At 61.7% G+C, this 19,955-nt stretch carries 19 protein-coding genes; 9 read left to right on the top strand and 10 right to left on the bottom strand.

Going from position 1 to position 19,955, the window contains the following annotated elements:
• Nucleotides 1-46: 46 nt before the first annotated feature.
• Nucleotides 47-667: a TetR/AcrR family transcriptional regulator gene (locus QMK54_RS14115; protein ID WP_110662020.1), complete on the bottom strand. Its 621-nt coding sequence runs from the start codon at nt 665-667 to the stop codon at nt 47-49.
• 135 nt (nt 668-802) lie between these two features.
• Here QMK54_RS14115 and copC point away from each other — a divergent pair, with 135 nt between their 5' ends.
• The 9 genes from copC (at nt 803) to QMK54_RS14070 (ending at nt 9,670) form a co-directional block, all read left to right on the top strand.
• Nucleotides 803-1,168 carry a copper homeostasis periplasmic binding protein CopC gene (gene copC / locus QMK54_RS14110; RefSeq protein ID WP_223594752.1) on the top strand — a complete coding sequence of 122 codons (366 nt, stop codon included), beginning with the start codon at nt 803-805 and terminating at the stop codon, nt 1,166-1,168.
• 3 nt (nt 1,169-1,171) lie between these two features.
• On the top strand, nt 1,172-2,029 hold the full coding sequence (copD, locus tag QMK54_RS14105; RefSeq protein WP_320402749.1) for a copper homeostasis membrane protein CopD: 858 nt from the start codon (nt 1,172-1,174) through the stop codon (nt 2,027-2,029).
• 269 nt (nt 2,030-2,298) lie between these two features.
• Nucleotides 2,299-3,594 (top strand): OprD family porin, encoded by a 1,296-nt coding sequence (locus QMK54_RS14100; protein WP_110662306.1) that lies wholly within the window; start codon nt 2,299-2,301, stop codon nt 3,592-3,594.
• 267 nt (nt 3,595-3,861) lie between these two features.
• Complete coding sequence (locus QMK54_RS14095) at nt 3,862-4,686, top strand: NAD-dependent epimerase/dehydratase family protein (protein ID WP_110662305.1); 825 nt, start codon at nt 3,862-3,864, stop codon at nt 4,684-4,686.
• Between the two features lie 52 nt (nt 4,687-4,738).
• A complete protein-coding gene (locus QMK54_RS14090) occupies nt 4,739-5,626 on the top strand; it encodes an SMP-30/gluconolactonase/LRE family protein (RefSeq protein ID WP_223594748.1) in 888 nt (295 codons plus the stop codon).
• 76 nt (nt 5,627-5,702) lie between these two features.
• Nucleotides 5,703-6,674 (top strand): TRAP transporter substrate-binding protein, encoded by a 972-nt coding sequence (locus QMK54_RS14085; RefSeq protein ID WP_223594747.1) that lies wholly within the window; start codon nt 5,703-5,705, stop codon nt 6,672-6,674.
• A 78-nt stretch (nt 6,675-6,752) separates the two neighbouring features.
• Nucleotides 6,753-7,280 carry a TRAP transporter small permease gene (locus tag QMK54_RS14080; protein ID WP_223594746.1) on the top strand — a complete coding sequence of 176 codons (528 nt, stop codon included), beginning with the start codon at nt 6,753-6,755 and terminating at the stop codon, nt 7,278-7,280.
• Entirely contained in the window at nt 7,281-8,561 is a 1,281-nt protein-coding gene (locus tag QMK54_RS14075) for a TRAP transporter large permease (RefSeq protein WP_223594744.1), read from the top strand.
• A gap of 218 nt (nt 8,562-8,779) precedes the next feature.
• Nucleotides 8,780-9,670 (top strand): aldose 1-epimerase, encoded by an 891-nt coding sequence (locus tag QMK54_RS14070; protein ID WP_160387790.1) that lies wholly within the window; start codon nt 8,780-8,782, stop codon nt 9,668-9,670.
• Here the strand turns inward: QMK54_RS14070 and QMK54_RS14065 are convergent.
• The 9 genes from QMK54_RS14065 to QMK54_RS14020 all read right to left on the bottom strand — a co-directional run bounded on the left by QMK54_RS14065 (nt 9,646) and on the right by QMK54_RS14020 (nt 19,860).
• Nucleotides 9,646-11,382 (bottom strand): NahK/ErcS family hybrid sensor histidine kinase/response regulator, encoded by a 1,737-nt coding sequence (locus tag QMK54_RS14065; RefSeq protein WP_320402748.1) that lies wholly within the window; start codon nt 11,380-11,382, stop codon nt 9,646-9,648. The two genes, QMK54_RS14070 and QMK54_RS14065, sit on opposite strands and share 25 nt — an antisense overlap.
• Nucleotides 11,366-12,529, bottom strand: a complete 1,164-nt coding sequence (ercA, locus tag QMK54_RS14060; protein ID WP_046037285.1) for an alcohol dehydrogenase-like regulatory protein ErcA — start codon at nt 12,527-12,529, stop codon at nt 11,366-11,368. The genes QMK54_RS14065 and ercA overlap by 17 nt, the downstream gene beginning before the upstream one ends.
• Before the next feature lie 217 nt (nt 12,530-12,746).
• Nucleotides 12,747-13,889: a pyrroloquinoline quinone biosynthesis protein PqqE gene (gene pqqE / locus QMK54_RS14055; protein ID WP_110660741.1), complete on the bottom strand. Its 1,143-nt coding sequence runs from the start codon at nt 13,887-13,889 to the stop codon at nt 12,747-12,749.
• Nucleotides 13,867-14,139 carry a pyrroloquinoline quinone biosynthesis peptide chaperone PqqD gene (pqqD, locus tag QMK54_RS14050; RefSeq protein ID WP_110660742.1) on the bottom strand — a complete coding sequence of 91 codons (273 nt, stop codon included), beginning with the start codon at nt 14,137-14,139 and terminating at the stop codon, nt 13,867-13,869. The genes pqqE and pqqD overlap by 23 nt, the downstream gene beginning before the upstream one ends.
• Entirely contained in the window at nt 14,136-14,888 is a 753-nt protein-coding gene (gene pqqC, locus QMK54_RS14045; protein WP_110660743.1) for a pyrroloquinoline-quinone synthase PqqC, read from the bottom strand. The genes pqqD and pqqC overlap by 4 nt, the downstream gene beginning before the upstream one ends.
• Nucleotides 14,889-15,004: 116 nt before the next feature.
• On the bottom strand, nt 15,005-15,919 hold the full coding sequence (pqqB, locus tag QMK54_RS14040; protein ID WP_223594742.1) for a pyrroloquinoline quinone biosynthesis protein PqqB: 915 nt from the start codon (nt 15,917-15,919) through the stop codon (nt 15,005-15,007).
• 55 nt (nt 15,920-15,974) lie between these two features.
• Nucleotides 15,975-16,046 carry a pyrroloquinoline quinone precursor peptide PqqA gene (pqqA, locus tag QMK54_RS14035; protein WP_110660746.1) on the bottom strand — a complete coding sequence of 24 codons (72 nt, stop codon included), beginning with the start codon at nt 16,044-16,046 and terminating at the stop codon, nt 15,975-15,977.
• Nucleotides 16,047-16,304: 258 nt separating this feature from the next.
• Complete coding sequence (locus QMK54_RS14030) at nt 16,305-17,825, bottom strand: aldehyde dehydrogenase family protein (RefSeq protein ID WP_160387800.1); 1,521 nt, start codon at nt 17,823-17,825, stop codon at nt 16,305-16,307.
• Nucleotides 17,826-18,084: 259 nt separating this feature from the next.
• Nucleotides 18,085-19,860, bottom strand: coding sequence for a PQQ-dependent methanol/ethanol family dehydrogenase (locus QMK54_RS14020; RefSeq protein ID WP_110661132.1), 1,776 nt, complete (start codon nt 19,858-19,860; stop codon nt 18,085-18,087).
• Nucleotides 19,861-19,955: the final 95 nt, after the last annotated feature.

Raw genomic sequence — 19,955 nt, 5'->3', positions numbered from 1 at the left:
GGAGCGGGCTTGCTCGCGAAGAGGCCGGCAGCCACACCACCCAACCTCAAGGCTCCAACCCAATCCCCCGCAAAATCACACTGGTCACCGTCTGCACCGCCCTTTCGAACTGCATGTCCGACAGCGGCTGGTGGTCGTTGAGAATATTCACCTGGTGATCGAAGTCGGCATAGTGCTGGGTCGAGGCCCAGATCATGTACAGCAGGCTCGACGGTTCCACCGGCAGGATGCGCTTGTCGTCCACCCACTGGCGGATTTTCGCTTCCTTCATCTTGGCCCAGTCGTACAGGCTCACATCCAGCGCTGTGCCGAGGGTCGGCGCGCCGTGGATGATTTCGTTGGCCCAGACTTTCGAACCATAAGGCCGGCTGCGGGAATGGTTCATCTTGGCGCGGATGTAGCTGCTGAGCACCACGCGCGGGTCGTCGAACATCTCGAAACACAGCGCGTCCTGCTTCCAGACTTCCAGCAAATCGAACAACACCGCACTGTACAGTTCGGTCTTGGTGCTGAAGTAGTAGTGCAGGTTGGAACGCGGCAATTGCACTTCAGCGGCGATGTCGGCCATGGCCGTGCTGCCGAAGCCCTTTTCAGCGAAGACCTTTTCCGCCCCCAACAGGATTTTTTCGACGTTACTGCGACGAATCTCGATCTTGTGATTGCCCATGCGGGTCCCCGACAACAACGTTGAGCAAGACTAGCATCCGCTCTGGACTGCGGCGACAGGGGAAAACGAAACTTCGTACAGCCGCTGTCGTAACGCTAAACTCAGCGCACTTGGAAACTGCCATAGGTACTCACGATGCTGCTCAAGAAAACCCTGACCATCACTGCCCTGCTCGGCTCGCTGCTTGCCGCTTCTTCGGCATTTGCCCACGCCCACCTGAAAAGCCAGACACCGGCCGCCGACAGCACCGTGACCGCGCCAACGCAATTGCGCCTGGAGTTCTCCGAGGGTGTCGAGGCCAGTTTCACCAAAGTCACCCTGACCCGGGATGGCGCATCGGTGGCGGTCAAAGCGTTGACCACCGAAGGCAGCGACAAGAAGACCCTGATCGTCACCCCGGCCGAGCCGTTGACCGCCGGCGCCTACAAAGTCGAATGGCACGCCGTGTCCGTCGACACCCACAAAAGCGAAGGTGCCTACGCCTTCAAGGTGGGCCAGTAATTCATGGCGAGCGCGCTGGTGCTGTGCCGCTTCCTGCATTTCATCGTGGTGCTGATGCTGTTCGGGGCCTGGGTGTTCAGGCCGTTGCTTGCAAGTGGCGAAACAGCGCTGGATCAGCGTCTGGCACGGACCACCCGTTGGTTGGCTGGAGTGGCGCTGCTCAGTGGTGCCTGCTGGTTATTGCTGATTACCGCGAGCATGGCCGGGGCCTGGGACGCGGCCTTCGATCCGCCGACCCTGGGCCTGGTACTGGGCAATACTTTTTTCGGCCAGGTCTGGCGCTGGCATTTGCTGATCAACATCGCATTGGTGGCGTTACTGCTGAGCCCACTGCGCGCCAACCTTGCGCTGCGCCTGATCCTCAGCGGCTTGCTGCTGGCCACCCTGGCCCCGGTCGGCCACGGCGCCATGCTCGATGGCACCGCCGGGCATTTGCTGATCCTCAATCAACTCATTCACTTGATCTGCGTCGGTGCCTGGCTCGGCGGCCTGATGTTGCTGGTGATGATTCTGCGAGCGCCTGCGGGGCATTCGATGCGCACGTTGTTGCTGCGTTTCAGCGGCATCGGTTACGGGTTGGTCGCCGGGTTGCTGATCACCGGGCTGATCAATGTGCGGGTGCTCACCGGGGCATTCTGGCCGACGCCGCTGTTCAGCGGATTTGCCTTGATCCTGTTGATCAAGGCCGCGCTCGTGGCGGCGATGCTGGGTCTGGCGCTGTTCAATCGGCTGCGCATCGATGACTGCGAGCAGCGTCTGGCGACTTTGCGCTCCAGCGTGATGCTGGAATGGCTGCTGGGGATTGGCGCAGTGGCGGCGGTTTCGCTGCTGGGCACCCTACCCCCGATGATTTCCAGCTAATCACCCCATCCCCTGTGGGTGTGGGCTTTTGTGGCGAGGGGGCTTGCCCCCGTTGGACTGCGCAGCAGTCCCTTTTTTTGGGGCCGCTGCGCGACCCAACGGGGGCAAGCCCCCTCGCCACAAAGGCTCACCTACGCAAATACAATCCTTTGCACCAAGTCATCGTATAACTTCCCATTGACAACCCACAAAAATCCCGCAAATATCGCCCCCAATGTTGTACGACGACGTATGACAACAATAAAAACAAGAAACAAGGGAGCGTCACAGTGAGCAAGTTCGTCCGCAATTCCTCCGCCCGTTCTTCGCGTGCAAACTTTTCCCGTCGTCATGCCCTGAGCCTGATCGGCTGCAGCAGCCTGGCCCTCGCCCTGCCCATGACTTGCCAGGCCGAAGGTTTCACCGACGACGCCAAGGCCACGCTGAACCTGCGTAACGCCTACTTCAACCGCAACTACACCAACCCGGCCTACCCCCAGGGCAAGGCTGAAGAGTGGACGCAAAACTTCATCCTCGATGCCCGGTCCGGGTTCACCCAGGGCCCGGTGGGCTTCGGTGTGGATGTACTGGGCCTGTACTCGCAGAAGCTCGATGGCGGTAAAGGCACCGGTGGCACGCAGTTGTTGCCGATCCACGATGACGGCCGCCCCGCCGACAATTTCGGCCGGCTGGGTGTGGCGCTCAAAGGCAAGATTTCGAAAACCGAATTGAAGGTCGGCGAATGGATGCCGGTGCTGCCGATCCTGCGCTCCGACGATGGCCGCTCGCTGCCGCAGACCTTCCAGGGCGCCCAGGTGACCTCCACTGAAATCACTGGCCTGACGCTGTACGGCGGTCAATTCCAGAAAAACAGCCCGCGCAACGACGCGAGCATGGAAGACATGTTCATGAACGGCAAAACGGCGTTCACCTCGGACCGTTTCAACTTCGGCGGCGGTGAATACGCGTTCAATGAAAAGCGCACGCAGGTCGGCGTCTGGTACTCGGAACTCAGTGACATTTACCAGCAGCAATACTTCAACCTGACCCACAGCCAGCCCGTCGGCGACTGGACCCTGGGTGCCAACCTGGGCTACTTCATCGGCAAGGAAGACGGCAGCGCCAAGGCCGGCGACCTCGACAACAAGACCGCATTTGCCCTGCTCTCGGCCAAATATGGCGGCAACACTTTCTATGTCGGCCTGCAAAAACTCACCGGTGACGACGTGTGGATGCGGGTCAACGGCACCAGCGGCGGCACCCTGGCCAACGACAGCTACAACTCCAGCTATGACAACGCCCGGGAGAAATCCTGGCAGGTGCGCCACGACTACAACTTCGCTGCCCTCGGCATTCCCGGCCTGACCCTGATGAACCGCTACATCAGCGGCGACAACGTGCACACCGGCGCGATCACCGATGGCAAGGAATGGGGCCGCGAATCGGAACTGGCCTACACGGTGCAGAGCGGTGCGCTGAAGAACCTCAACGTGAAATGGCGCAACGCGAGCATTCGCAAGGACTTCAGCACCAACGAATTCGATGAGAACCGGATTTTCATCAGCTATCCGATCAGCCTGTTGTAAACACACACCCCCTGTGGGAGCGGGCTTGCTCGCGAAAGCGTTAGCATGGGCGACATGTAGGTTGGATGTGACGGTGCCTTCGCGAGCAAGCCCGCTCCCACAGGATGGCATTTCAAGCCGGATGTTTAATCCGGCAAACAGAAACGACCCTCCGTCAATTTCCACCAATGTCGCGTTGACAAGAGCCGGAAACCCTAACGATACTTCGCCTAGTCGTACGACAACCTACAACAAATCAATAACAACAACCGCGCGCCCAGGATTCCCATGACGACCACAGCAACCGCCCGCATCCCTTTCAACCGCCTGCTGCTGACCGGCGCCGCCGGTGGCCTCGGTAAAGTCCTGCGCGAAAGCCTGCGCCCTTACGCCAATGTCATTCGCCTGTCGGACATCGCCGACATCGCGCCAGCCATCGATGACCGTGAAGAAGTGATGCCGTGCGACCTCGCCGACAAGCAAGCGGTGCATCAACTGGTCGAAGGCGTGGACGCGATCCTGCATTTCGGCGGCGTGTCGACCGAGCGTTCGTTCGAAGAAATCCTCGGCGCCAACATCTGCGGCGTATTCCACATCTACGAAGCCGCGCGTCGCCACGGTGTGAAGCGGGTGATCTTTGCCAGTTCCAACCACGTGATCGGCTTCTACGGGCAAGACGAAGTCATCGACGCCCACTCCCCTCGCCGCCCGGACAGCTACTACGGCCTGTCCAAGTCCTACGGCGAAGACATGGCCACGTTCTACTTCGACCGCTATGGCATCGAGACCGTCAGCGTGCGCATCGGCTCCTCGTTCCCGGAGCCGCACAACCGCCGGATGATGAGCACCTGGCTGAGCTTCGGCGACCTGACCCAACTGCTCGAACGCGCCCTGTACACCCCGAACGTCGGCCACACCGTGGTCTACGGCATGTCCGACAACAAGGACATCTGGTGGGACAACCGCTACGCATCGGCCCTGGGTTTTGTCCCGCAGGACAGCTCCGAACAGTTCCGCGCAAAAGTCGAAGCCCAACCGATGCCCGCCGCCGATGATCCGGCACGGCTGTATCAGGGCGGCGCCTTCTGCGCTGCCGGCCCGTTCGGCGACTGAACACTTACCGCTCACTTGATCCCCACAACAAAAACCAAGGGAATGAGTTGCCATGCAAGCCGAATTGATTGTCGACGTCCGCAACGCGGTCGGTGAAAGCCCGGTCTGGGTGCCTGAGGAAAACGCGCTGTACTGGGTGGATATCCCCGCCGGCGCTTTACAGCGCTGGCGTGCCGATTCCGGCCAGGTGGACGCCTGGAAAACCCCGCAGATGCTGGCTTGCATTGCACGCCATGCTGACGGCGACTGGGTTGCCGGCATGGAAAGCGGGTTCTTCCGCCTGCATACGCGTAACGACGGCAGCCTCGACAGTGAACCGCTGGCCCACGTCGACCACGCCCGCACCGACATGCGCCTGAACGACGGCCGCTGTGACCGCCAGGGCCGCTTCTGGGCCGGCAGCATGGTGCTGAACATGGGCGCCAACGCCGCCAACGGCACCTTGTATCGCTACAGCGCCGGGCAGCACGGACCGCTCGACGCTCAATTGAGCGGGTTCATCGTGCCCAACGGCCTGGGCTTCAGCCCGGACGGGCGTACGATGTACCTGTCCGATTCCCACCCGCAGGTCCAGCAGATCTGGGCCTTCGATTACGACATCGACACCGGCACCCCCTCCAATCGCCGGGTGTTCGTCGACATGAACCAGCACGAAGGTCGCCCCGATGGCGCTGCGGTCGATGCCGATGGCTGCTACTGGATTTGCGCCAACGACGCCGGCCTGATCCACCGCTTCACTCCCGACGGCCGACTCGACCGTTCCCTCGCCGTACCGGTGAAAAAACCCACCATGTGCGCCTTCGGTGGCCCTCGACTGGACACGCTCTTCGTGACCTCGATCCGCCCCGGCGACGACCATGACCCGCAATCACTGGCCGGTGGCGTGTTCGCCCTCGATCCCGGCGTCAAAGGTTTACCCGAACCCCGTTTCAACGATTGAGCAACCTCGACAGAAAAGCGCTCCCGCTGCATCGCTGTGCCTTGAATAAAAAAACAATAAAACTGGAGACACCCCCATGGACTTCAAACGCACCTTGCTCGCCGCTGCACTCCCGTTCGCCTTCTCCCTCAGCAGTGCCGCCCAGGCGCTGGAAATCAAATTCGCCGACATCCACCCCGCCGGTTACCCGACCGTGGTGGCTGAAGAGCAACTGGGTAAAACCCTGGTCGCCGACAGCAACGGTGCGCTGACCTTCAAGATGTTCGCCGGTGGCGTACTCGGCTCGGAAAAAGAAGTGGTCGAACAGGCCCAGGTCGGCGCCATCCAGATGGCCCGGGTCAGCCTTGGCATCGTCGGCCCGGTGGTGCCGGACGTGAACGTGTTCAACATGCCGTTCGTGTTCCGCGACCAGGCGCACATGCGCAAGGTCATCGACGGTGAGGTCGGCGACGAAATCCTCGACAAGATCACCAACTCCGAATTCAACCTGGTCGCCCTGGCCTGGATGGACGGTGGCACGCGCAACATCTACACCAAAAAACCGGTACGCAGCCTTGAAGACCTCAAGGGCATGAAGATCCGCGTGCAAGGCAACCCGATGTTCATCGAAACCATCAACGCCATGGGTGGCAACGGCATTGCGATGGACACCGGGGAAATCTTCAGTGCCTTGCAAACCGGTGTGATCGACGGCGCGGAAAACAACCCACCGACCCTGCTCGAACACAACCACTACCAGAACGCCAAATTCTACAGCCTGACCGGCCACCTGATTCTGCCCGAGCCGATCGTGATGTCGAAAATCACTTGGGAAAAACTCACCCCGGAGCAACAGGCCCTGGTGAAGAAAACCGCCAAGGCGGCACAGGCTCAGGAACGTACCCTGTGGGATGCAAAATCGGCCAGCAGTGAGGAAAAACTCAAGGCCGCAGGCGTCGAGTTCATCACCGTCGACAAGAAACCTTTCTATGAGGCAACCGCCTCGATCCGCGAGAAATACGGCGCACCTTACGCCGACCTGATCAAGCGTATCGAAGCCGTTCAGTAACCCTCCCTGCACTCAAGAAAGGCCCGGCGCCGCTGACGTTGGTGTACGTCAGTGCGCGCCCGGTTACGGTGGAACCCGATGAAGAATCTGCTGCTAGGCATCAATGACAAGCTCTACATGACCTGTATCTGGGTCGCCGGGCTCTCCGTTCTGGCCATTGCGTTAATCATTCCCTGGGGCGTGTTCGCCCGCTACGTCCTCGGCACCGGCTCCAGTTGGCCGGAGCCCACGGCGATTCTGCTGATGATGGTGTTCACCTTCATCGGCGCCGCTGCCAGCTACCGGTCCGGTTCGCACATGGCAGTGGCCATGCTCACCGACCGCATGCCGGCGCATCTGCGCAAGGCCATGGCCGTGTTCGCGCAACTGCTGATGGCAACGATCTGCCTGTTCATGGCCATCTGGGGCAGCAAGCTGTGCATGTCCACCTGGAACCAGTTCATGAGCGCCCTGCCGACCTTGCGTGTGGGCATCACCTACATGCCGATTCCGGTGGGCGGCGTGCTGACGCTGGTGTTTGTCCTGGAAAAACTCCTGCTCGGTGACCAGAGCAACCGCCGGGTCGTGCGTTTCGACCTCGTTGAAGAAAACGAAGGGGCTGCCTGAATGGACGCATTTATTCTGTTGGGCAGTTTTATCGCGTTGATCCTGATCGGCATGCCGGTCGCCTACGCCCTGGGGTTTGCCGCCCTGATCGGTGCATGGTGGATCGACATTCCGTTCCAGGCCCTGATGATTCAGGTCGCCGGGGGCGTGAACAAGTTCTCCCTGCTGGCCATCCCGTTCTTTGTACTGGCGGGTGCGATCATGGCCGAGGGCGGCATGTCCCGACGCCTGGTGGCGTTCGCCGGGGTGCTGGTCGGTTTCGTGCGTGGTGGCTTGTCGCTGGTCAACATCATGGCCTCGACCTTTTTCGGCGCGATCTCCGGCTCCTCAGTGGCGGACACCGCCTCGGTCGGTTCGGTGCTGATTCCAGAAATGGAACGTCGCGGCTATCCCCGGGAATTCGCCACGGCGGTGACCGTCAGCGGTTCGGTGCAAGCCTTGCTGACACCGCCCAGCCACAACTCGGTGCTCTACTCGCTGGCCGCCGGCGGCACGGTGTCGATTGCCTCGCTGTTCATGGCCGGCGTGGTGCCGGGCCTGTTGATGAGCGCATGCCTGATGGTGTTGTGCTTGATCTTCGCCAAGAAGCGCGACTACCCCAAGGGTGAAGTCATCCCGATGCGCGAAGCGCTGAAGATCTGCGGCGAAGCGCTGTGGGGCCTGATGGCGATGGTGATCATCCTCGGCGGCATTCTGTCCGGCATTTTCACCGCGACCGAGTCGGCGGCGATTGCGGTGCTGTGGTCGTTCTTCGTGACCATGTTCATCTACCGCGACTACAAATGGAGCGAACTGCCAAAACTGATGCACCGCACCGTGCGCACGATCTCGATCGTGATGATCCTGATCGGTTTCGCCGCCAGCTTCGGCTACATCATGACCCTGATGCAGATCCCGGCGAAGATCACCACGCTGTTCCTGACCCTGTCGGACAACCGCTACGTGATCCTGATGTGCATCAACGTCATGCTGCTGTTGCTCGGTACGGTCATGGACATGGCGCCGCTGATCCTGATCCTCACGCCGATCCTGATGCCGGTGATCCTCGGCATTGGCGTGGACCCGGTACAGTTCGGCATGATCATGCTGGTCAACCTGGGCATCGGTTTGATCACACCGCCGGTGGGCGCGGTACTGTTCGTGGGGTCGGCCGTGGGTAAAGTCAGTATCGAATCAACCGTCAAGGCGCTGCTGCCGTTCTACGCGGTGCTGTTCCTGGTGCTGATGGCCGTGACCTACATTCCTGCCATTTCGCTGTGGTTGCCGCATCTGGTGTTGTAAAACACCTTGTCAGAAAGCTCCCTGTAACCAGGGAGCTTGCTGGTCAGGGGGCTTTTGTGGCGAGGGGGCTTGCCCCCGTTCGGCTGCGCAGCAGTCGCAAATACAAGCGACTCGGTGCTCCTCAAAAATTGCAGGGGGCCGCTTCGCAGCCCAACGGGGGCAAGCCCCCTCGCCACAGGGAACAGTGCAGCTACATAAAAATCACATAGCAGGTCTACATGTCACTCACACTGCTCGAACTCGAAGACGAACTCACCCACCTCACCCTCGCCCCGGAGCTGGGCGCCAGCATCGTCAACTGGACCGTGCGCAGCACCGGGCAACCCTTGCTGCGACACGCCGATGAGCATGCCCTGAACACCGGTCTGCCCGGCAAGCTCGGCTGCTTTCCCTTGATCCCCTGGTCCAACCGCATCGCCGATGGCGGTTTCGATTGTCCCGATGGCTGGCTGGCACTGACACCCAACAGCCTCACCGATCCCCTGCCGATCCACGGCAGCGCCTGGCAGCAGGCATGGCAGGTGATTTCCCGAACTGAAGATGAAGTGGTCCTGCAACTCGATAGCACAACGCCCTTCGCCTATCGCGCCCGGCAACGCTTCCATTTGAGCGCAGGCAAGCTGAGCATCGAAATGCATGTCACGCACCTGGCTGAGCACGCTGCATGGCATGGTCTGGGATTGCATCCGTACCTGCCACGGACACCAAACACCCGACTGCAGGCACCGGCACGGCAGGTGTGGTTGTGCGACGGGGCGAAACTGCCGACAGCACTTGGCGCGTTGCCGGTCGAGTGGGATTTTCAGCAACTCAAGCCATTACCCGAAACGCTGGTCGACAACGGCTTCTGCGAATGGGACGGCCATTGCCTGATCCAACAGCCCGACCTCGGATACGAGTTGGACTGCCAGGCCACTGGCAGCGATTACTACCTTCTCTACTGCCCCGTGGGCCTGGGGTTTTTCTGTATCGAACCGGTGAGCCACCCGGTCAACGCGCACCACTTGCCCGGTCGACCGGGCCTGCGTTTGCTGGAACAGGGTCAATCCACCGAACTGGGCTTCACCCTGCAGTATCGGCCGTTTCAGGCTGGTGCCCCCAACAATTGACTCAACACCGCTCGCAACTTGCCGGGCTTCACCGGTTTGTTCAGCAAGGGTGCGTTGAGTCGCTGCAACGCACGCCGACAATGGTCGGTGCGGTCGGCGGTAATGATCACCGCTGGAATGTCCTGGTGGAAATGCTCGCGCAGATGTCGCACCACATCACAGCCGACCACCCCGTGATCGAGGTGATAGTCGGCAAGAATCAGTTCCGGTGCCTGCCCGCGTAGCGCCGCCAGAGCAGCCTCTTCATCGGTGGCGACCAGAACGTCGCAGCCCCACTGCCCGAGCAACGCGCTCATGCTATCGAGAATGCTCACTTCGTTGTCGATCACCAGTAAACGACGTCCCGGTAGCGGGTTGCCGGTGCCCGGTTGTGACACCGCCTGGCTCACGGGCAGCGGAACTTCGTCGGATATCGGCACCTCGATGCTGAACATCGAACCCCGCCCCGGCATCGAGTACACACCGATCCTGTAGCCAAGGATCTTGGCGATGCGCTCGACAATCGCCAGCCCCAGGCCCACGCCCTTGCGGTCGGCGGCGCGGCCGACGTCCAACTGGTTGAACTCGAGGAAGATCGAATCGAGCCGGTCGGCGGCGATGCCACGCCCGGTGTCCCAGACCTCCAGGCGCAACATCTCGCCCCGACGCCTTGCCGCCAGCAGGATGCTGCCTTCATCGGTGTAGCGGCAAGCATTGCTGAGGAAGTTGCGCAGGATCCGCGTCATCAGGCGCAAGTCGGTGTTGATGGCGTAATCGGCCATGCGCACCCGCAGGTTCAAGCCGGCCGCCTGGGCGACGGACTGGAACTCCGACACCAGCGGCCCGAGCAGTTCGTCGAGGCGGTACGTGGCAACGTCCGGCTTGACCGCGGCCTGGTCGAGCCGGGAAATGTCGAGCAGATCCGTCAGCAAATCCTCGGCCCCTTCCAGGGCCTGGTGAGTGCGCTCCACCAGCACCTGTTCGGCTTCCGGCAATTTGCGTTCGCGCAAGGTCGAAATCAGCAACCGCGCGGCGTTCAGCGGTTGCAGCAGGTCATGGCTGGCGGCGGCGAGGTATTTGTCCTTGCTGTGATTGGCGGCCTCGGCGGCATCGCGGGCGTCGCGCAAGGCCTTGGCGATCTGTTTACGCTGGGTGATCTGCTGCTGGAGGTTACGGTTAGCCTCGAGCAACTCATCGGTGCGCGCGACGACGCGCTGCTCCAGTTCGTCATTGAGTTGCTGCAGGCGTCGCTGGGCCAGCTTGCGCTCGGTGATATCGGAGACGAAGCCTTCCACCAAGCCTTCCTGGCCGGGCTTGAGCAGCAGGTTCATCAACACATCCAGGTGACTGCCGTCCTTGCGCCGCAAGCGGGTTTCATAGCCGTGCAGGCTGCTCTGGTGCCGGAGGATTTCGCCGATGGTTTCCAGCTCCTGCGCGCCGTCGACGAACAGGGTGCTGCCCAGGTCGGTCAGGGAGAACAGCACCTCCTGCGGGTCCTGGTAGCCAAGCATGCGTGCCAGCGCCGGGTTGGCGGCGCGCATGCCATCGTGCAGGCTGGCCTGGAAGATCCCGTGCACCGCGTTTTCGAACAGCCACTTGTAGCGGTTACGCTCGGCTTCCAGATCATCCAGGCGCGCGGCCAGCTCCGGATAGTGACTCTTGCGCGCCGAATGGCTGCCCAGCCCCAACAACCCGGCCAGGGCCCGTTGCTGCTCGTCAGAGGGCTTCGCCATAGACGACCTCGACATCACGCTGGCTGGATTCGCGCGGGTTGGTCAGGATGCACGGATCGTGCATCGCATGCTGCGACAGGAACGGAATGTCCGAGGTCCTGACGCCATGCAAACCGAGGGTTTCATGAAAGCCGATGGCGTGCTTGAGGGCGATCAGGTGTTCGACCAGGCGCCCGCAGATCTGCCGGTGATTCAGGCCTCGACAGTCGATGCCCAACGTCTCGGCGATCACCTTGAAGCGATCAGGCGCCGAGTTGTAATTGAAAGCCACCACGTGCTCGACCAGCACCGCGTTGCACAGCCCATGGGGCAGATCGAGAAAGCCGCCGAGGCTGTGGGACATGGCATGCACAGCACCCAGGATCGCATTGGAAAACGCCAGCCCGGCCTGCATGCTGCCGAGCATGATTTTTTCGCGCAACGCGATGTCCGTCGGGTTGGCGATCATTTGCACCAGGTTGCCATTGATCAGGCGCATCGCCTCCAGTGCATGGGGATCGGTCAGCGGCCCGTGGCCGGTGGATACGAAGGCTTCGATGGCATGCACCAAGGCATCGATGCCGGTACAGGCCGACAGGAACGGGTCCATGCTCAGGGTGGTTTCCGGGTCGATCAGCGAAACGTCCGGCACCACGGCCTTGCTGACGATGGAGAACTTCATGCGCTCCTGCTGATTGGAAATGATCACGAATTGCGAGACATCGGCCGAGGTGCCGGCGGTGGTCGGAATCAGGATCAGCGGCGGGCTGGGCACGCGGATGGTGTCCACACCCTCGAAATCGAGAATGCTGCGGCCATGGGCGACGACAATGCCGATGCCTTTGCCGCAGTCCATCGGACTGCCGCCACCGACGGCGACGATCACGTCGCAGTGGTTTTCCCGGTACATCTCGGCGCCGAGCATCACCTCTTCGACCCGTGGGTTCGGCGAGACATCGGAGTACAGGCAATACTGGATGCCCAGCGCTTGCAGGCTGGCCTCGACATCGGCGACCCAACCGGCAGCAATCACACCGGGGTCACTGACCACCAGGACCTTGCGTGCGCCAAAGGTCTTGGCGTAATTGCCGACACTGTGCCGGCTACCGGCACCGAAGATGATTTCAGGGGAAACGAACTTGCGCAGCTGGTTGAGACTCTGGCTCATTGGAAAGCCTGTTTTTATTGTTTTGGAAGGTAGAAACCACACTAAACCATCCAGCTGTGAATGCAATCAGACCAAAGAACAGCGCTGCCCGGGCTGTAACAGAACCCTGTGGGAGCGGGCTTGCTCGCGAAGAGGCCCTGTCAGTCAATATTGATGGTGACTGACACTCCGCCTTCGCGAGCAAGCCCGCTCCCACAGGAGATCTGTGCCGCCAGGCTTATCCGCGATAGATCAGCTGCGAAGCCTTCGCGTTACGCAACGTCAGATGCTCCATCCCCAACCCCGGAGCCTCAGCTTCTTCACGGGCCTTGAGGATCACCCCATGGTGGGGCGACTTGCTGCACACCGGGTCGGCATTGCTGGCATCGCCGGTCAGCATGAAAGCCTGGCAGCGACATCCCCCCAGGTCCTTGTGCTTTTCATCGCAGGAGCGGCACGGCTCCTTCATCCAGTCATCGCCGCGAAAGCGATTGAAGCCGAACGAGTCGTTCCAGATGTGCGAGAGGCTGTGCTCGCGCACGTTGGGAAATTGCACCGGCAACTGCCGGGCGCTGTGGCAAGGCAAGGCCGTGCCGTCGGGGGTGATGTCGAGAAACAGGTTGGCCCAGCCGTTCATGCAGGTCTTGGGACGCTCTTCGTAGTAGTCCGGGGTGACGAAGATCAGTTTGCACGGGTGGCCCTGGGCTTCAAGGCGCTCGCGGTATTCATTGGTGATGCGCTCGGCACGCTGCAATTGCTCACGAGTGGGCAACAGGCCGACGCGGTTGAGTTCGGCCCAGCCATAGAATTGGCAGGTGGCCAGCTCGACAAAGTCCGCCTCCAATTCCAGGCACAGCTCGATGATCTGCGCGATCCGGTCGATGTTGTGCCGATGGGTGACGAAGTTCAGCACCATCGGATAGCCCTGGGCTTTCACCGCCCGGGCCATGGCGAGTTTCTGGGCAAAGGCCTTGCGCGAACCGGCGAGCATGTTGTTCACCGCTTCGTCGGCGGCCTGGAAGCTGATCTGGATATGGTCCAGCCCGGCCACCTTGAAGTCGCGCACCTTCTGCTCGGTCAGGCCGATGCCGGAGGTGATCAGGTTGGTGTAGTAGCCCATGTCCCGGGCGGCCTTGATCAGTTCGGCGAGGTCCTGGCGCACCAATGGCTCGCCACCGGAAAACCCCAGTTGCGCGGCCCCCATGTCCCGCGCTTCGCGGAATACGCGAATCCATTCTTGCGTGCCCAGTTCCTCGCCCTGCCGGGCAAAATCCAGTGGATTGGAGCAATACGGGCACTGCAGCGGACAGCGGTAGGTCAGCTCGGCGAGCAGCCACAACGGCGGTCCGGGCAACGTCTCACTCGATCCAGAATTGCGCATGGGCCACCTCCAGAAACGCCAGCACGTCTTCGTCGATCCCGGGTACCCCGGGGAAACTGGCGCTCAATCGATCAATGATCGCCGCCACGCTGCGCTGGCCATCCACCAGGCCGAGAATCTGTCCGGCACTGGCGTTGAGCTTGATCATGCCTTCGGGGTACAGCAGCACGTGGCAGTCCTGGCGCGGCTCCCATTGCAGACGAAAACCGCGGCGCAAGGCCGGTGACTGCTGGCGATCGATCAGGCTCACAGGGCGATCCCCCGGTGCCAGACGTTGTCGCCGGTGACCGTGTGATACGGCGGGCGTTCGAGCTCATAGGCCATGCTCATGGCATCGAGCATGCTCCACAGCACGTCGAGCTTGAATTGCAGAATCTCCAGCATGCGTTGTTGCCCCTCGGCCGTCACGTAGTGCGCCAGGGTTATGCGCAAGCCGTGCTCGACATCGCGCCGCGCCTGGCTCAGGCGCGTGCGGAAATAGTCGTAGCCGGCGACGTCGATCCACGGGTAATGGGTCGGCCAGGCGTCGAGTCGCGACTGATGGATCTGTGGCGCAAAGAGCTCGGTCAGCGAACTGCTGGCCGCTTCTTGCCAGCAGGCGCGACGAGCGAAATTGACGTAGGCGTCCACGGCAAATCGCACGCCGGGCAGCACCAGTTCCTGGGACAGAATCTGCTCGCGATCCAGCCCCACCGCTTCGCCCAGGCGCAGCCAGGCCTCGATGCCGCCCTCGCTGCCGGGGATGCCGTCGTGGTCGAGAATCCGTTGCAGCCATTCGCGGCGCACGTCGCGGTCCGGACAGTTGGCGAGAATCGCGGCGTCTTTCAGGGGGATGTTGACCTGATAGTAGAAGCGATTGGCGACCCAGCCCTGGATCTGCTCGCGGCTGGCGCGGCCGGCGTACATGGCTTGGTGGAAGGGGTGGTGGATGTGGTAGTAGGCGCCCTTGGCGCGCAGGGCGGCTTCGAATTCTGTGGGGGACATGGGGGTGTCAGTCATTTTGTTCTCCGGGAACTTCTGCGGTGCCTGTACTGGCCTCTTCGCGAGCAAGCCCGCTCCCACATTTGGAATGCAGTTTCCTGTCGGAGCGGGCTTGCTCGCGAAGGGGTCAGCCGCTACAGCTCAATACTCATGCCGTCATAAGCCACTTCAATACCCCGCCGCTCCAGCAGCGCCCGCTCGGCCGAGTCTTCATCGAGGATCGGATTGGTGTTGTTGATGTGGATCAGCACCTTGCGCTGGCGGTTGAAACCCTCCAGCACTTCAAGCATCCCGTCGGGGCCGCTTTGTGGGAGGTGCCCCATTTCGCTGCCCAGGCTCTGGCCGACTTCGCAGATGCGCATCTCGTCGTCGCGCCACAGGGTGCCGTCCAGCAGCAGGCAATCGGCACGCTGCATCCAGCCCAGTACTTCGCCGTCGATTCGGCCAAGGCCCGGCGCATAGAACAGCGAGGCGCCGTTGCGCAGGTCTTCAATGAACAGGCCAATGGTGTCGCCCGGTTGCGGATTGCCGCGATTGGGCGAATACGGTGGCGCGTTGCTCACCAGGGGTATCGCTCGAAATTGCAAATGCCCGCAGGCCGGGATGCTGAACGGCTGGCGATCGAGACCGACCGGTTGCCATTGCAACCCGCCGTTCCAGTGCTCCAGCATGTTGAACAACGGGAAACCGCTGCTCAGGTCCTGGTGCACGCGCTCGGTGCACCACACCGCATGCGGGCAACCTTCACGCAGGCTGAGCAAACCGGTGCAATGGTCAATCTGGCTGTCCAGCAGCACGATGCCGGCGATGGCGCTGTCACGCAGGCGCCGCGCCGGTTGCAGTGGCGCAAAACTCTCGAGTTGCGCGCGAATGTCCGGTGACGCATTGCACAGCACCCACTCCACACCGTCGTCACTCAGGGCAATCGACGACTGCGTACGGCGCTGTGCCCGCACGTTGCCATTGCGCGCACCGGCGCACTGGCGGCAGTTGCAATTCCACTGAGGGAATCCACCGCCAGCGGCGGAACCGAGAACGCGGATGTGCATGGCGGATGCTCCAGAAGGCAGGCCCGGCCAACGTATCCGCTGGCCGGGTGATCAATCAACGGTTGGCGAAATACATCGTCACTTCGAAGCCAATGCGCAGATCGATAAACGCGGGTTTAGTCCACATGGGTCATTCCTCTTCTTGTGCCCGGGTGATTCCGGTAGAGCCATTAATGCACGGGGCGATGAGCGCCCGAATGCTACTTTCGAAGGAGTTTGCGGGGTGATTTGGTAGGGGGTGTTGCATGGTCATTGGCATCACACAAACCCCATGTGGGAGCGGGCTTGCTCGCGAAGGCGGTGTGCCAGTCAACATCTCTGCTGAATGACACTCCGCATTCGCGAGCAAGCCCGCTCCCACAGGTTATGCGGCGTGTTTAAGGAATCAGAAGAACCCCAGCGGATTGATGTCGTAGCTCACCAGCAGGTTTTTGGTCTGCTGGTAGTGATCGAGCATCATCTTGTGGTTTTCCCGACCGACTCCGGACTTCTTGTAGCCACCAAACGCCGCATGCGCCGGGTACAGGTGGTAGCAGTTGGTCCACACGCGCCCGGCCTTGATCGCCCGGCCCATGCGGTAGGCGCGGTTGATGTCGCGGGTCCACAGGCCGGCGCCGAGGCCAAACTCGCTGTCGTTGGCAATCGCCAGGGCTTCCGCTTCGTCCTTGAAGGTGGTGATACCCACCACCGGGCCGAAGATTTCTTCCTGGAACACGCGCATCTTGTTGTGGCCCTTGAGCAGGGTCGGCTGGATGTAATAGCCGCTGGACAGGTCGCCTTCCAGACGTTCAGCCGCACCGCCGGTGAGCAGCTCGGCGCCCTCCTCCTGGGCAATGGTCAGGTACGAGAGGATCTTGTCGTATTGCTGCTCGGACGCCTGGGCGCCGACCATGGTCTCGGTGTCCAGCGGATTGCCGCGCTTGATCTTGACGATCTTCTTCATCACCTCGGCCATGAACGGCTCATAGATCGACTCCTGCACCAGCGCCCGGGACGGACAGGTGCAGACTTCGCCCTGGTTGAAGAACGCCAGCACCAGGCCTTCGGCGGCTTTTTCGATGAACGCCGGTTCAGCGTTCATGATGTCTTCGAAGAAGATGTTCGGCGATTTGCCGCCCAGTTCGACGGTGCTCGGGATGATGTTCTCGGCGGCGCAATGCATGATGTGCGCGCCCACCGGGGTCGAGCCGGTGAAGGCGATCTTGGCGATGCGTTTGCTGGTGGCCAGGGCCTCGCCGGCTTCGCGACCGAAACCCTGGACGATGTTCAGCACGCCCGCCGGCAGCAGGTCGGCGATGAGCTCGGCGAAGACCATGATCGACAGCGGCGTTTGCTCGGCAGGCTTGAGTACGATGCAGTTGCCGGCGGCCAGGGCCGGGGCGAGTTTCCAGGCGGCCATCAGCAGCGGGAAGTTCCACGGAATGATCTGCCCGACCACACCCAGGGGCTCATGGAAGTGATAGGCCGTGGTCAGCTCGTTGATCTCGGCAGCCCCGCCTTCCTGGGCGCGGATGCAGCCAGCGAAGTAACGGAAGTGGTCGGCGGCCAGCGGCACGTCGGCGTTCAGGGTTTCGCGCACGGCCTTGCCGTTGTCCCAGGTTTCGGTGACGGCCAGCACTTCAAGGTTCTGCTCGATGCGATCGGCGATTTTCAGCAGCACCAGGGAGCGGTCCTGGGCCGAGGTCTTGCCCCAGGCATCCGCTGCGGCATGGGCGGCGTCCAGGGCCTTGTCGATGTCGGCGGCGCTGGAGCGCGGGAATTCGGCGATCACTTCACCGTTGACCGGCGAGGTGTTGGTGAAGTACTCGCCATTGATCGGAGCGACGAACTCGCCACCGATGAAGTTGCCGTAGCGCGGCTTGAAGGTAATGAGGGCGCCTGGGGTTCCGGGTTGTGCGTAGATCATGGTGGGCCTCTGTCTGGGTCGATGCCTGTCGTACTGACAGGCGATGAGCCGATACTAGAGAGCCCCGCGTGCCAGACGAATGCATCGTTGGCAGGAGGGGCTCTCGTTATTTGGTCGTAGATTTCACACTGATCACTGTAGGAGCGAGCTTGCTCGCGATGAGCCCGAGAACGCCACGGGGTATCAGGTTTCCAGCGTTATCGTTGACGACCATCGCGAGCAGGCTCGCTCCTACAGGGGTTATGCGGTGGAGTCGGGATCAGTGCTTAGCGACAAGGTCCTTAGGCAGCTTGAAGGTCCAGAGCATGCCGCCCTGGTTGAAGTCCTTGATGCGCTTGGCCACTTCACCGCCCCACAGCGGTACCGCACCGCCCCAGCCGGAGAGCACCGAGACGTACTGTTCGCCGTCCATTTCCCAGGTGATGGGCGAGCCGAGCACGCCGGAGCCGGTCTGGAATTCCCAGACCTTTTCGCCGGTCTTGGCGTTGAAGGCCTGCAGGAAGCCTTCTGGCGTGCCGGTGAACACCAGGTTGCCCTTGGTGGTCAGCACCCCGCCCCACAGCGGCGCGTAGTTCTTGTGGCGCCAGACTTCCTTGCCGGTTTTCGGATCGATGGCCCGCAGCACGCCGATGTAGTCTTCGTTCAACGGCTTGATGGTGAAGCCGGCGCCGAGGAATGCCGCGCCTTTCTTGTAGGCGATGCCTTCGTTCCAGATGTCCATGCCCCATTCGTTGGACGGCACATAGAACAGCCCGGTGTCCTGGTTGTAAGCCATCGGCATCCAGTTTTTCGCGCCGAGGAACGCCGGCGCGACAAACACCGAACTGCCCTTGACTTCGGAGCCCGGGGCACCGGGACGACTGGCCTCGTTGTAGATCGGCCGGCCGTTCTTATCCAGGCCGGTGGCCCAGGTGATCTTGTCCACGAACGGGAAGCCACGGATGAATTTGCCGTTGGTGCGATCCAGCACGTAGAAGAAACCGTTACGGTCGGCAGTGGCCGCCGCCTTGATCTCCTTGCCACCTTCGCTGTAGTTGAACGACACCAGCTCGTTCACGCCATCGTAGTCCCAACCGTCGTGGGGCGTGCTCTGGAAGTGCCACTTGATGGTGCCGTCGTCCGGGTTGAGCGCCAGGCGCGACGACGAGTACAGGTTGTCGCCAGGGCGCAGGTGCGAGTTCCACGGCGCCGGGTTGCCGGTACCGAACAGCAGCAGGTTGGTTTCCGGGTCGTAATAGCCGCCCAACCAAGGGGCCGCGCCGCCGGTTTTCCACAGATCACCCGGCCAGGTCTTGCCCGCTTCGCCGCCGGAGATGCCGTTCTCCACCGCTTTGCCGTCCTTGTAGACGTAGCCCATATGGCCTTCGACCGTCGGCCGGGTCCACAGCAGATCACCGTTTTTCGGGTCGTAGGCCTCGATCTTGCCCACCACGCCGAACTCGCCACCGGCCACGCCGGTAATCAGCTTGCCGTTGATCACCAGCGGCGCGGCGCTGATCGAGTAGCCTTCCTTGTGGTCGGCGACTTTCTTGCTCCACACCACCTTGCCGGTGTCTTTGTTCAGCGCCACGAGCTTGGCGTCGAGAGTGCCGAAAATCACCAGATCGCCATACAGAGCGACGCCACGGTTGATCACGTCGCAGCAAGGGCGGATGTCATCGGGCAGGCGTGCATCGTATTGCCAGAGTTTCTTGCCGGTGCGCGCATCCACGGCGAACACCCGGGAGTAGGAACCGGTCATGTACATCACGCCGTCCTTGACCATCGGCTGCGCTTGCTGGCCACGCTGTTTTTCACCGCCGAAGGAAAACGCCCACGCCGGGCGCAGTTCCTTGACGTTGTCGACGTTGAGAATATCCAGCGGGCTGTAGCGCTGCCCCTGAACGCCGAGGCCGTTGGTCACGACCTGTTCCGGGTTCTTCGGGTCCTGGAGAATGTCCTGGTCGGAAACCCCGGCCAATGCCTGGCCGGACAACAGCATGGCACTGAGCAGCAGGCTCAAGACGAAGGGCTGGCGACGTGCGGGTTGGGTCATGACGGCTTCCTCTGCGGATTTTTGTTATTTCCGGAAAATTTTCCCGGTCTGGTGCAGATTCTTGAGCGCCGCCGCCCTAGCAACAATTGCCCGCA

Source organism: Pseudomonas sp. P5_109, from assembly GCF_034009455.1.
In the GTDB taxonomy this organism is placed as follows: Bacteria; Pseudomonadota; Gammaproteobacteria; order Pseudomonadales; family Pseudomonadaceae; genus Aquipseudomonas.
This window is presented reverse-complemented; position numbering and strand designations above follow the sequence as displayed.